The organism is Streptomyces sp. NPDC088817 (assembly GCF_044750345.1).
In the GTDB taxonomy this organism is placed as follows: Bacteria; Actinomycetota; Actinomycetes; order Streptomycetales; family Streptomycetaceae; genus Streptomyces.
Window position 1 is genome coordinate 404,087 of sequence record NZ_JBIVJN010000001.1, and the last position, 12,753, is coordinate 416,839.

Sequence of the window (12,753 nt, forward strand, 5' to 3'; positions counted from 1 at the left end):
ATCGGTTCGTCGGCTACTTGATCAGGTAGATCGTGGCGAAGAGTCCGATCCAGACGACATCGACGAAGTGCCAGTAGTAGGACACGACGATGGCCGCGGTCGCCTGCTCGTGGGTGAACCTCCGGGCCGCGTAGGTGCGGCCGAGGACCAGCAGGAAGGCGATGAGACCGCCCGTCACGTGCAGCCCGTGGAAGCCGGTGGTCAGGTAGAACACCGAGCCGTACGGGTCGGAGGACAGCGAGATGCCGTCCTTCTTCACCAGTTCGGTGTACTCGAAGATCTGACCGCCGATGAAGATCGCACCCATGATGAAGGTGACGATGAACCAGCCCCGGAGCTTCTTCACGTCACCGCGCTCGGCGGCGAACACGCCGAGCTGGCAGGTGAGTGAGGAGAGCACCAGGATCGTGGTGTTCACCGACGAGAAGGGGACGTTGAGAGCGCCCGCCATCTCCTTCCAGTGCGCCGGACCCGTCACCGATCGCAGGGTGAAGTACATCGCGAAGAGGGCCGCGAAGAACATCAGCTCGGAACTCAGCCAGATGATGGTTCCGACGCTGGTGAGGTTCGGCCGGTTGACCGACGGGTGCGCGTGCCCGGTTTCTACTGTCGTTGCTGTCGCCACGCCGACATTATGTCGGTCGCTTATCCCGCCCTCACCCCGGGGGGTGCCGTTCGGAGTGTCCCGGGGGTGTGCCCTGGCCGGAAGGCCCGTCGAAGGGCTGTTCCAAGCGCTGTCTACCACGAGTTGAAAGGGGTAGCATCCGCGCCATCGGTACCCGGAAGTTCCCGACAGTTCCCGACGGGGTTCTCCCCGACCAACGACGCGGAGGAACAATGCAGGCGACCGCCACGGTGCTGGTCTACAGCGACGACGCCAACACCCGCGAGCAGGTGCGGCTGGCCTGCGGACGGCGGCCGGCCCCGGACGCCCCCGTGGTGGAGTTCCTGGAGTGCGCCACGCCCGCCGCGGTCCTCAAGGAACTCGACCTGGGCGGCATCGACGTCTGCGTCCTGGACGGCGAGGCCGTGCCCATGGGCGGCATGGGCATGTGCCGGCAGATCAAGGACGAGGTCTTCAACTGCCCTCCGGTGCTGCTGCTCATCGGACGGCCGCAGGACGCGTGGCTGGCCACGTGGAGCCGGGCGGACGCGGCGGTCACTCTCCCGGTGGACCCGGTGGAGTTCGCGGCCGCTCTGGCGTCCCTGCTGCGCAAGAAGGCGCTGAGCGGCGTCTGAGCCCCGGGGCGGGGCCCGGGCGGGCACGGCCCGTGCCGTGTGCGGCCACGGGCCGCCCTGCGCCCCCTCGCCCCGTCTCAGACGCTCTGCGGGCTCAGCCGCGACTTGTTCTGTGCCCCGGCGCCACCCCCGTCGGAGGCGATGGCGCTGCCCTGGAGCCACTTCTGCCAGGGCATGTTCCAGTCGCCGAAGCCGTTGTCGAACAGCTCCATCTGGTCGCCGCCCGAGTTGACCACCTGGACCAGGTCGCCCTCGTGGATGGTGTTGAAGAACCAGGAGGCGTTGGGGGTGCTCATGCCGGTGCAGCCGTGGCTGACGTTGGCCGCGCCCTGCGAGCCGACGGACCAGGGGGCGGCGTGGACGTACTCGCCGCTCCAGGTGACCCGGGTCGCGTAGTACACCGGCAGGTCGTACGAGTCCTTGGAGCCCGCGGCGATGCCGACGGTGGAGCTCTTCATCTGTACGAAGTACTGCTTGGCAAGGACGACCTTGATCCCGTTGCGGGTCTCGAAGCCGGGCTTGCCGGTGGTGATGGGGATCTCCTTGATCTTCTCGTCGTTCCGGTAGACCGTCATCAGGTGCTTTGCGGCGTCCGTGAGCGCCACGATCCGGTCACCCGTGGTGATCTTCAGCGGCTTGGCCGCGCCACCCCGCAACCGGTCGCTGATCTTGATGTTCTCCAGGTTGCTGTGCGCCTCGACGATGGCGTTGGCGGGCCAGTAGTCCTGCGGGCGGTAGTGCAGTTCCTTGTCGCTGACCCAGTACCAGGAGCCCTGTACCGAGGGCTTGGAGTCGACCCTGAGACCGCGCTCCACGATGGCCCGCTGTGCCTTGTCCTTGACGGGCTGGTCGAGTTCGGCCGTGATGGGCTGCCCGACGCCGTAGGTGCCCGCCTCCGGGCCGAACGTGACGTTCAGGCGCTGCTGGCCCTCGGGCTTGTCCGTGTCGAACACGAGGACCTTGCGGCCCGGCTGTCCTGCCTCGTCCTCGGTGCTCACCCGGACGGTGTAATGGGAACCCGCCGCGAGCGGTGAGGTGCTGTGCCAGCGGGTTCCGTCGGCGGCCAGTTCGCCGGAGACGCGGCGCCCGGTGGCGTCCATGGCCGTGACGTCCGTGATCCGCCCGTCCGCGCCCTGAGCGGTGACTTCCAGGGGCTTGTCCGGGTCTGCCTTCTTCCCGGCCTCCTTGGGGCCGCTGAAGGAGATCTGGTCCGCCGCGTCGTACGGATGGGCGGCCAGCGGGTTGCCGTCCGACCCGCAGGCGGTGGCACTCGCGCCGAGGGCGGCGACCAGCAGGGCGGCTCCCGCTCCACGGGAAATCACAGTGGTGGTCATGGCCCTCACGCTAGGGAGCTTCGTCACCTACGGCGCGGTGAATCACCCGTCCGAGGGAATCCGTGGACCAAAAGAGGGAGTCCGGACTCTCCAGGTGGAGAGTCCGGACTCCCTGGCGTTCAGCGGTGCCCCGCGCGGGTCACTGGGTGCGGTTCTCGCCGCGGTAGTACTCGAAGACCCAGCCCCATACGGAGATCATGATGATGGGCGCCGCGAAGTAGACGAGCCACCAGCCGACCGCGATGCCGAGGAAGGCCAGCGCGCCGCCGATGCCGAGGCCGAGCGGCTGCCAGCTGTGCGGGCTGAAGAAGCCCAGCTCGCCGGCGTCGTCCGCGACATCCGCCTCCTTGTTGTCCTGCGCGCCCACGTCGACCCGCCGGGCCGTGAAGCCCAGGTAGAAGCCGATCATGATGGACAGACCGAAGGCCATGAAGAGCGCCGTCGTGCCGACCGCTTCCTTCGACCACACGCCGTAGACGATGGCGGTGATGAGCAGGAAGACGCTCAGCCACATGAACATCTTGCCCTGGATCTTCACTTGCCGGCCTCCTTGCCGCCAGCGAGGGCCTTCTCGCCGTGACCGGCGTTCTCGAGCTGGTCGAGGGCGGCGATCTCGGGGTGGTGCAGGTCGAACGCCGGGGATTCGCTGCGGATCCGCGGCAGGGTGAGGAAGTTGTGCCGCGGCGGCGGGCAGGAGGTGGCCCACTCCAGGGAGCGGCCGTAACCCCACGGGTCGTCGACGCCGACCGGCTTGCCGTACTTGGCGGTCTTCCAGACGTTGTAGAAGAACGGCAGGACCGACAGGCCGAGCACGAACGAGAAGATCGTCGAGATCGTGTTCAGCGCGGTGAAGCCGTCGGCAGCCAGGTAGTCGGCGTACCGGCGCGGCATGCCCTCGACACCCAGCCAGTGCTGGATCAGGAAGGTGCCGTGGAAGCCGATGAACAGCAGCCAGAAGGTGATCTTGCCCAGCCGCTCGTCGAGCATCTTGCCCGTGAACTTCGGCCACCAGAAGTGGAATCCGGCGAACATCGCGAACACCACGGTGCCGAAGACGACGTAGTGGAAGTGCGCCACCACGAAGTACGAGTCGGAGATGTGGAAGTCCAGCGGCGGCGCGGCCAGGATGACACCGGTCAGACCACCGAAGACGAAGGTGATCAGGAAGCCGGTCGCCCACAGCATCGGCGTCTCGAAGGAGAGACTTCCCTTCCACATGGTGCCGAGCCAGTTGAAGAACTTCACACCGGTCGGTACCGCGATCAGGAAGGTCATGAAGGAGAAGAACGGCAGCAGCACGCCGCCCGTGACGTACATGTGGTGCGCCCACACCGTCACCGACAGACCGGCGATGGCGATCGTCGCGCCGATCAGGCCCATGTAACCGAACATCGGCTTGCGGGAGAAGACCGGGATGATCTCACTGACGATGCCGAAGAACGGCAGCGCGATGATGTACACCTCTGGATGGCCGAAGAACCAGAACAGGTGCTGCCACAGCAACGCGCCGCCGTTGGCCGCGTCGAAGACGTGGGCACCGAACTTGCGGTCCACCTCGAGGGCGAACAGGGCCGCCGCCAGGACCGGGAAGGCCAGCAGGACCAGCACCGCGGTCAGCAGCACGTTCCAGGTGAAGATCGGCATGCGGAACATGGTCATGCCCGGCGCGCGCATGCAGATGATCGTGGTGATGAAGTTGACCGAGCCGAGGATGGTGCCGAAGCCGGAGAAGGCCAGACCCATGATCCACAGGTCACCGCCGAGGCCCGGCGAGTGCACCGCGTCCGACAGCGGGGCGTACGCGAACCAGCCGAAGTCGGCCGCGCCCTGCGGGGTGAGGAATCCGCCCACCGCGATCAGCGAGCCGAACAGGTAGAGCCAGTAGGCGAACATGTTCAGCCGCGGGAAGGCCACGTCCGGGGCGCCGATCTGCAGCGGCATGATCCAGTTCGTGAAGCCCGCGAACAGCGGCGTCGCGAACATCAGCAGCATGATCGTGCCGTGCATCGTGAACGCCTGGTTGAACTGCTCGTTCGACATGATCTGCAGGCCCGGACGGGCCAGCTCGGCGCGCATGAGGAGCGCCATCACGCCGCCGATGCAGAAGAACGCGAACGACGTCGCCAGGTACAGCGTTCCGATCGTCTTGTGGTCGGTGGTCGTCAGCCACTTCACCGCGAGATTGCCCGGTTGCCTGCGCCGGACCGGCAGCTCGCTCTCGTAAGAGTCCTCAGCTGCCGCGGCACCCTGAGGTTCGTTGAGGATGCTCACAGCTTGTTCGTCTCCCGGTTCTTCTCGTGGCTCGTCTGCGCGATGCCTGCGGGAACGTAACCGGTCTGCCCCTTCTTGGCGAGGTCCTTGAGGTGCTGCTCATAGCGCTCGGGCGAGACGACCTTCACGTTGAACAGCATCCGGGAGTGGTCCTGGCCGCACAGCTCGGCGCACTTGCCCCGGAAGGTGCCCTCCATGGTGGGGGTCACCTGGAAGGAGTTGGTGTGGCCGGGAATGACGTCCTGCTTCATCAGGAACGGCAGCACCCAGAACGAGTGGATGACGTCGCGCGAGGTGAGGATGAAGCGGACGGTCTTGCCCTTGGGCAGCCACATGGTGGGGCCGGGGTTGCCGTTCTGCGGGTTCCGCGTCCCCGGGATGCCGTAGTCGTAGACACCGCCGGCGTTCGCCGGGAAGTCCGCCTTGAACCGGTCCGGAATCGCGTTCAGGTTCTTGTCGGTCTTCGCGTCGCCCGACGAACCGGCGACGGGCTCGATGTAGTTGAAGGCCCAGCTCCACTGGTAGCCGACGACGTTCACCGTGACGTCCGGCTTCTTGGACGTGATGTCCAGGAGCTTGGACTCGTCACGGGCCGTGAAGTAGAAGAGCACCGAGACGATGACGAGGGGGACCACCGTGTACAGCGCCTCGATGGGCATGTTGTACCGGGTCTGCGGAGGAACCTCCACCTTGGTGCGGCTGCGCCGGTGGAAGAAAGCACTCCACAGGATCAGACCCCACACCAGGCAGCCGACGGCGAGCGCGGCCGCCCAGGACCCCTGCCACAGCGAGAGGATCCGGGGAGCCTCCTCCGTGGTCGGAGTGGGCATACCCAGCCGGGGAAAGTCCTTGTATGTGCAACCGGTCGCGGTCGCCAGGACCAGGCCCGCAGTCAGTGCCTGCAGCAGCTTCCGCCGCATCGGGCGCCGCGGCGAGCGGTCGGAGCCGTTGGGACTCACGTAGCGCCTTCCCGAGAGTCTCGCCCGCGCTGTTCGGCTGCGGCCTTCTCGCTGGTCGGTCGCGGCCCTGCGTCGGGCAGGGGTTTGGATGTTTATGCGGACCAAACCCTACTGGACGCCTTCCGGCGGGTCGCGGGGAGGGTGCCATACGCGCGGCGGGTCGCTCGGAAGGGGTGGGATACCCCTCCGTGGGCCGGTTTGTGAGGGGGCTTCGGGGCGCCCGATGAGGAAGGTATGCGCCCTTTGTCGTGACTGGATGTCCCCGGCAGCGCTTAGCGTTGGCGTGTGGCCTACTTCGACGCTGCTTCCAGTGCTCCCCTTCATCCCGTCGCCCGGCAGGCGCTGCTGGCCGCCCTCGACGAGGGGTGGGCCGACCCCGCCCGTCTCCACCGCGAGGGGCGCCGGGCCCGGTTGCTCCTGGACGCGGCCCGGGAGGCGGCCGCGGAGGCGGTGGGCTGCCGGGCCGACGAGCTGACGTTCACCTCGTCCGGGACGCGGGCCGTGCACAGCGGGATCGCGGGGGCGCTGGCGGGTCGCCGCCGGGTCGGACGCCACCTGATCGTGTCAGAGGTCGAACACTCTTCGGTGCTCCATTCCGCCGAGGCGCACGAGGCGGACGGCGGGTCGGTCACGCGGGTGCCGGTCGACCGGCAGGGCCGGGTGGCCGTGGGTTCGTACGAGGCGGCGCTGCGCGAGGACACCGCGCTGGCCTGCCTCCAGTCGGCCAACCACGAGGTGGGCACCGAGCAGCCGGTCGCCGAGGTGGCCTCGGTGTGCCGGGCGGCGGGCGTCCCGCTGCTGGTGGACGCGGCGCAGTCGCTGGCCTGGGGCCCGGTCGGCGGCGACTGGTCGCTGCTGACGGCGAGCGCCCACAAGTGGGGCGGGCCGTCCGGGACCGGGCTGCTCGTCGTGCGCAAGGGGGTGCGGTTCGCGCCGCGCGGGCCGGTGGACGAGCGGGAGTCGGGCCGGGCGGCCGGGTTCGAGAACATCCCGGCGATCGTGGCGGCGGCGGCCGCGCTGCGGGCAGTACGGGCGGAGGCGGCCGAGGAGGCGGTACGGCTGCGGGAGTTGACGGAGCGGATCCGGGCGCGGGTGCCGCGGCTGGTGCCGGACGTGGAGGTCGTGGGCGATCCGGTCCGCCGGCTGCCGGGCGTCGTCACCTTCTCCTGTCTTTATGTCGACGGGGAGACGTTGCTGCACGAGCTGGACCGCGAGGGCTTCTCCGTCTCCTCCGGTTCGTCCTGCACGAGCAGCACGCTGACGCCGAGCCATGTGCTGAAGGCGATGGGCGTGCTGAGCGAGGGCAACGTGCGGGTGTCGCTGCCGTCCGGGACGCCGGAGGAGGAGGTCGAGCGGTTCCTCGCCGTCCTGCCGGGCGCGGTGGCGGGGGTGCGGGAGAGGCTCGGGGCGCCGGCCGCGGCGGCACCGGCCGCCGCGCGGGAGGACGCGCTGGTCGTGGACGCCCTCGGCAGGCGCTGCCCGATCCCGGTGATCGAGCTGGCCAAGGTGTTCGGGGACGTGCCGGTCGGCGGCACGGTGCGCGTCCTGTCCGACGACGAGGCGGCGCGGCTGGACATTCCGGCGTGGTGCGAGATGCGCGGGCAGGAGTACGTGGGCGAGGAGCCGGCGGACGAGGGCTCTGCCTACGTCGTCCGCCGGGTCTCCTAGGTCCTGCGACTCGTCAGGCGAGGTGGGCGCGGACCTCGCGGGCCGCGTCGTCGCCGTAGGCCTTGGTGAAGCGCTCCATGAAGTGGGCGCGGCGCAGCTGGTACTCCTGGGTGCCGACGGTCTCGATCACCAGGGTGGCCAGCATGCAGCCGACCTGGGCGGCGCGCTCCAGGGAGACGCCCCAGGCGAGGCCGGAGAGGAACCCGGCGCGGAAGGCGTCGCCGACACCCGTCGGGTCGGCCTTGCGCTCCTCGTCCGGGCAGCCGACCTCGACCGGGTCGGCCCCGGCGCGCTCGATGCGGACGCCGCGCGAGCCGAGGGTGGTGACCCGGTGGCCGACGCGGTCGAGGATCTCGGCGTCGCTCCAGCCGGTCTTGGACTCGATGAGGCCCTTCTCGTACTCGTTGGAGAACAGGTACGTCGCCCCGTCCAGCAGTATCCGGATCTCGTCGCCGTTCATCCGGGCGATCTGCTGGGAGAAGTCGGCGGCGAACGGGATGGTGCGCGAGCGGCACTCCTCGGTGTGCCGGAGCATCGCCTCCGGGTCGTCCGCGCCGATCAGGACCAGGTCGAGACCGCCGACGCGGTCGGCGACGGTCTTGAGCTCGATGAGGCGGGCCTCGCTCATCGCGCCCGTGTAGAAGGAGCCGATCTGGTTGTGGTCGGCGTCGGTGGTGCACACGAAGCGGGCGGTGTGCAGGGTCTCGGAGATGCGGACCGAGGAGGTGTCGACGCCGTGCCGGTCCAGCCAGGCCCGGTACTCGCCGAAGTCGGGTCCGGCGGCGCCGACCAGGACGGGGCGGGTGCCGAGCTGGCCCATGCCGAAGGCGATGTTGGCGCCGACTCCGCCGCGCCGGACGTCCAGCTGGTCGACCAGGAAGGAGAGCGAGACCGTGTGCAGCTGATCCGCGACGAGCTGGTCGGCGAAGCGGCCGGGGAAGGTCATGAGGTGGTCGGTGGCGATGGAGCCGGTGACTGCGATGCGCACGGCGTGGACGCTCCTGGAGTCAGGGGGGATTGACAGTTCACGCTACCCGCTCCCGCGGCCACTGCCCACGCCGCCGCTCGCGACGCCGGTGCCGCGCCCGCCATATCCCCACCGATGCCGCCCCTCCGGGCGGCACCGCCCCCGGCCGGGTGCCGCCCGGAGGGGTTCGGGTGCCCACACCCGACTCCCGGCCGCCGTTCCGCCACCCGCGCCCCGACCGGTGCACGGCCGCGATCACCCGACCGGCGTACGGCCGGGAACCGCGCGCTCCCCCACCGCGTCCCATCGCCGTCCCCCACCCGGGGGATGCGGGATACGACCCACCGGCCGGCGGCCACGTGGAACAGCACCTGTGCAGGCGAAGGAGCGATGCGGTGAGCACCGAGCGACCCGACCACGACAACGAGTCCCCGGACACCGCCGAGGAATCCCGGACCCGGGGAAGGAAGCCCGGCCCGGAGGCCGAGGCCCCGGACCCCCGGGCCGGGACCGGGTCCGAAGCGGGACCCGAGGCCGAAGCCGAAGCCAGGGCCGAAGCCGAGGTCGGGACCGGATCCGCCCCGAAGGGACCATCCGACCCCGCCTCCGAGGCCGAAGCCGGACCCGAGGCCGAGGACGAGGCCAAAGCCGGGACTGGACCCGAGCCCGAGACCGAAGCCGGGGCCGACGCGGGATCCCAGGCCCGGGCCGACTCCCGAGGCGAAGCCCAATCCGGTTCCGACGTCCGGGCCGAGCCCGAGGCTCAGGCCGCGCCCGCGATCGGCGGCGACTCGGAGGACCAGACTCCGCAGGTCGGGGAGGTCTCCGAGGCCGAGGGACGGTCCGCTTCTGAGGACGGAGTTGAGGCGGGCGGCGGCCCGGAGGGGGCTGGGGACGCGCGGAGTTCAGGTGTTCCGGATGTCACCGGGGTGGCGGACGGTGGAGGTCGGGACGGGGGGAGGTGGGGGCGGTCGCCCGTGGTGATTGCTTCGGTGGCCGCCGCCGTGTTGCTGGTCGGTGGGGGCGGGGCCGTGCTCGCCGCGGATCCCGGGGGGCGGACGACCACGCCCGGTGCAGACGGCACGCCGCGGCCGCTCGTCCTCGACGGCTACACCGCCCCCGGCTCCGGCGGCACGAACGGGATCGCGCCCGGTGAGCCCAACCCGTACGGCACGACCTACCGGGTCGCCGGCCCGCTGCCCGACGGGCCCGGCTCGGCGCCGGTGTACCGGGCGCGGGGCGAGGTCACCCGCGACGAGGTGGCCCGGCTCGCCGAGGCGCTCGGCGTCGACGGGACACCGGTGGCCGACGGTCAGGCCTGGCGGGTCGGGTCCGCGAAGGACGGTTCCGGTCCGGTCCTCCGCGTCGAGCGGAAGGCACCGGGCGCCTGGACGTTCAGCCGGAGCGCGCCGGGCTCCGACGACTGCGAGGGCGCCCTGTGCATGCAGCGCCCCGCGGACCCGTCCGCCGTACCGGTGAACACGGCGACGGCACTGAAGGCGGCGGCCCCGGTGCTCAAGGCCCTGGGACAGGACGACGCCAAGGCGGACGCGACCCAGACCATGGGTGACCTCCGGATCGTCAACGCCGATCCGCGCATCGGCGGGCTGCCCACGTACGGCTGGGCGACCGGCCTGAACATCGACCGGCAGGGCGAGGTGGCCGGCGGCAGCGGTCAGCTCAAGGCGCCGGTGAAGGGCGACAGCTACCCCGTGCTGAGCGCGCGCGAGACGCTGGACCTGATGAACAGGGCCCCGCGGCCCGGCCACCGCATGGGTATCGGCGGCTGCGCCACTCCCGTACCGCACAAGGACCGCCTGGAGGCACCGTGCGGGGAGGCGGACCCCACCCCCGCCCCGGACAACGCCGTCACCATCGGCAAGGTCGTCTTCGGTCTGGCCGCGCACTCCTCCGGGGGGCGGCAGACCCTCGTCCCGTCCTGGCTGTTCGAGGTGAAGGCGCCCGCCGGGCAGGACGCCGGCTCCACGGTGGCGTACCCGGCCGTCGACCCGGAGTACCTGACCTCGACCACGGCCCCGACCGCCTCCGGGCAGCCGCGGCAGACGAGTCCGGCGCCGAGGGGCTCGGACGGCGCCCCGGTCACGCACGACGTGAAGGTGACGGGCTACCGCACCGAGGGCGAGGAGCTGACCGTCCGCTTCGAGGGCGGGGTGTGCTCCGACTACCGGGCGTCGGCGCGGGAGAACTCCGGCCGGGTGACGGTCACGGTGACCGAGACCACGTGGCCCGACACGGTCTGCATCATGATCGCCGAGGAGTACCACCGCACCGTCCACCTGGACCGGCCGCTCGGCGACCGCGAGGTGGTCGGCCCGGACGGGCAGGCGATCCCCCTGGAGCGACCGGGAGCGCGGCTGCCGCAGTCGCCCCCGCTCGCCCGCTGACGGAGAGAAAGAAGGCGGCGGACCCGAACGGGTCCGCCGCCTTCCGTGTCCTACCGTGCGCGGATCAGCTGAAGGAGTCGCCGCAGGCGCAGGAACCGGTCGCGTTCGGGTTGTCGATCGTGAAGCCCTGCTTCTCGATGGTGTCCACGAAGTCGATGGTGGCGCCGCCCAGGTAGGGGGCGCTCATCCGGTCGGTGACGACCTTGACCCCGTCGAAGTCCTTCTCCACGTCGCCGTCGAGGGAACGCTCGTCGAAGAAGAGCTGGTAGCGCAGGCCGGAGCAGCCGCCGGGCTGGACGGCGACGCGCAGGGCGAGATCGTCACGGCCTTCCTGGTCGAGCAGGGCCTTGACCTTGGACGCGGCGGCGTCGGTCAGGATGATGCCGTCGGTGACGGTGGTGGTCTCGTCCGATACGGACATCTACATCTCTCCCGGGTTGTACGGAGACTGCTTGCCGACGAGTGCAACCGGCAAGGCCGCGGAATCATTCCGGGCCGGGCGCGTGCTTTCTGTCTTCTCCAGGCTCGTCCCCTTCATGCTCGCACACGAGTGGGAATGCGGACCTGATGCCGGGATTCACGTCACATGGACACTATGACCGTCGTCAAAGTGACGTGAAGCAGCTATGATAGATAGCGTCAGTTCGACGAAAAGTAGAAAGGGTGCGTGTCGTGACCACCGCCCAGACCCAGGACCTCGACGTCCAGCCGACCCCGCTCGCCCTCCTTCTCCTCGGCCGCGAGGCCGACCCGAAGAGCGAGCGCGGCGTCGAGTGCCCCGGTGACCTGCCCGCCCCGTCCGACCCGGACCTGGTGGCCCGGGCCCGTGCGGCCAAGGAGAAGCTCGGCAGCAAGGTCTTCGTGCTCGGCCACCACTACCAGCGCGACGAGGTCATCCAGTTCGCCGACGTCACGGGCGACTCCTTCAAGCTGGCCCGGGATGCGGCCGCGCGCCCGGAGGCCGAGTACATCGTGTTCTGCGGTGTGCACTTCATGGCCGAGTCCGCGGACATCCTGACGTCCGACGAGCAGAAGGTGGTCCTGCCGGACCTGGCGGCCGGCTGCTCCATGGCCGACATGGCCACGGCCGAGCAGGTCGCCGAGTGCTGGGACGTGCTCACCGAGGCCGGGATCGCCGACCAGGTCGTCCCGGTGTCGTACATGAACTCCTCCGCCGACATCAAGGCCTTCACGGGCAAGCACGGCGGCACGATCTGCACGTCGTCGAACGCCGAGCGGGCGCTGGAGTGGGCCTTCCAGCACGGCGAGAAGGTCCTGTTCCTGCCCGACCAGCACCTGGGCCGGAACACGGCCGTACGGGACATGGGCATGTCGCTGGACGACTGCGTCGTCTACAACCCGCACAAGCCGAACGGCGGCCTGACCGCCGAGGAGCTGCGGGCGGCGAAGATGATCCTGTGGCGGGGCCACTGCTCGGTGCACGGCCGCTTCAGCCTGGACTCGGTGAACGACGTCCGCGAGCGGATCCCCGGCGTGAACGTGCTGGTGCACCCCGAGTGCAGGCACGAGGTCGTGGCCGCGGCGGACTACGTCGGGTCGACCGAGTACATCATCAACAAGCTCGACGCCGCGCCGGCCGGCTCCAAGTGGGCCATCGGCACGGAGCTGAACCTGGTACGCAGACTGGCGAACCGTTACGCCTCCGAGGACAAGGAGATCGTCTTCCTCGACAAGACGGTCTGCTTCTGCTCCACGATGAACCGCATCGACCTGCCCCACCTGGTCTGGGCCCTGGAGTCCCTCGCCGAGGGCAACCTGGTCAACCGCATCCAGGTCGACAAGGAGACGGAAGGCCACGCCAAGCTCGCCCTGGAACGCATGCTGGCGCTGCCGTAGCCGCTCCGGCCACCGCACCGCGGTCGCGAGACGGGAAAGGCCCGGTCCACCAG

General features: G+C 69.9%; 11 protein-coding genes. 4 read left to right on the top strand and 7 right to left on the bottom strand.

Annotation, left to right across the window (positions count from 1 at the left end; translation table 11 throughout):
* Window positions 1-13: 13 nt before the first annotated feature.
* Entirely contained in the window at window positions 14-625 is a 612-nt protein-coding gene (locus ACIP4X_RS01880; RefSeq protein ID WP_100572299.1) for a heme-copper oxidase subunit III, read from the bottom strand.
* 212 nt (window positions 626-837) lie between these two features.
* Between ACIP4X_RS01880 and ACIP4X_RS01885 the strand changes: the two genes are divergently transcribed.
* Window positions 838-1,239: a hypothetical protein gene (locus ACIP4X_RS01885; protein WP_358731086.1), complete on the top strand. Its 402-nt coding sequence runs from the start codon at window positions 838-840 to the stop codon at window positions 1,237-1,239.
* A gap of 77 nt (window positions 1,240-1,316) precedes the next feature.
* Here ACIP4X_RS01885 and ACIP4X_RS01890 read toward each other — a convergent pair whose 3' ends face one another.
* The 4 genes from ACIP4X_RS01890 to coxB form a co-directional block, all read right to left on the bottom strand.
* Window positions 1,317-2,573: an Ig-like domain-containing protein gene (locus tag ACIP4X_RS01890; RefSeq protein ID WP_358731084.1), complete on the bottom strand. Its 1,257-nt coding sequence runs from the start codon at window positions 2,571-2,573 to the stop codon at window positions 1,317-1,319.
* 139 nt (window positions 2,574-2,712) lie between these two features.
* On the bottom strand, window positions 2,713-3,111 hold the full coding sequence (locus tag ACIP4X_RS01895; protein ID WP_358731082.1) for a cytochrome c oxidase subunit 4: 399 nt from the start codon (window positions 3,109-3,111) through the stop codon (window positions 2,713-2,715).
* Window positions 3,108-4,844 (bottom strand): cytochrome c oxidase subunit I, encoded by a 1,737-nt coding sequence (gene ctaD / locus ACIP4X_RS01900; protein WP_358731080.1) that lies wholly within the window; start codon window positions 4,842-4,844, stop codon window positions 3,108-3,110. Before ctaD ends, ACIP4X_RS01895 begins: the two co-directional genes overlap by 4 nt.
* Window positions 4,841-5,803 carry a cytochrome c oxidase subunit II gene (gene coxB, locus ACIP4X_RS01905; protein ID WP_225074341.1) on the bottom strand — a complete coding sequence of 321 codons (963 nt, stop codon included), beginning with the start codon at window positions 5,801-5,803 and terminating at the stop codon, window positions 4,841-4,843. The genes ctaD and coxB overlap by 4 nt, the downstream gene beginning before the upstream one ends.
* Window positions 5,804-6,088: 285 nt before the next feature.
* Between coxB and ACIP4X_RS01910 the strand changes: the two genes are divergently transcribed.
* Window positions 6,089-7,471: an aminotransferase class V-fold PLP-dependent enzyme gene (locus ACIP4X_RS01910; protein WP_358731078.1), complete on the top strand. Its 1,383-nt coding sequence runs from the start codon at window positions 6,089-6,091 to the stop codon at window positions 7,469-7,471.
* A 13-nt stretch (window positions 7,472-7,484) separates the two neighbouring features.
* Here ACIP4X_RS01910 and ACIP4X_RS01915 read toward each other — a convergent pair whose 3' ends face one another.
* The gene (locus tag ACIP4X_RS01915; protein ID WP_358731076.1) at window positions 7,485-8,459 is read right to left on the bottom strand and encodes a carbohydrate kinase family protein; all 975 of its coding nucleotides are present in this window, start codon (window positions 8,457-8,459) and stop codon (window positions 7,485-7,487) included.
* A 956-nt stretch (window positions 8,460-9,415) separates the two neighbouring features.
* On the opposite strand from ACIP4X_RS01915, the gene ACIP4X_RS01920 reads away from it, so the two are divergent.
* Window positions 9,416-10,843: a hypothetical protein gene (locus tag ACIP4X_RS01920; RefSeq protein WP_401346186.1), complete on the top strand. Its 1,428-nt coding sequence runs from the start codon at window positions 9,416-9,418 to the stop codon at window positions 10,841-10,843.
* 64 nt (window positions 10,844-10,907) lie between these two features.
* Here ACIP4X_RS01920 and erpA read toward each other — a convergent pair whose 3' ends face one another.
* Window positions 10,908-11,264, bottom strand: coding sequence for an iron-sulfur cluster insertion protein ErpA (erpA, locus tag ACIP4X_RS01925; protein WP_100572291.1), 357 nt, complete (start codon window positions 11,262-11,264; stop codon window positions 10,908-10,910).
* A gap of 242 nt (window positions 11,265-11,506) precedes the next feature.
* On the opposite strand from erpA, the gene nadA reads away from it, so the two are divergent.
* Entirely contained in the window at window positions 11,507-12,700 is a 1,194-nt protein-coding gene (gene nadA, locus ACIP4X_RS01930) for a quinolinate synthase NadA (RefSeq protein ID WP_358731072.1), read from the top strand.
* Window positions 12,701-12,753: the final 53 nt, after the last annotated feature.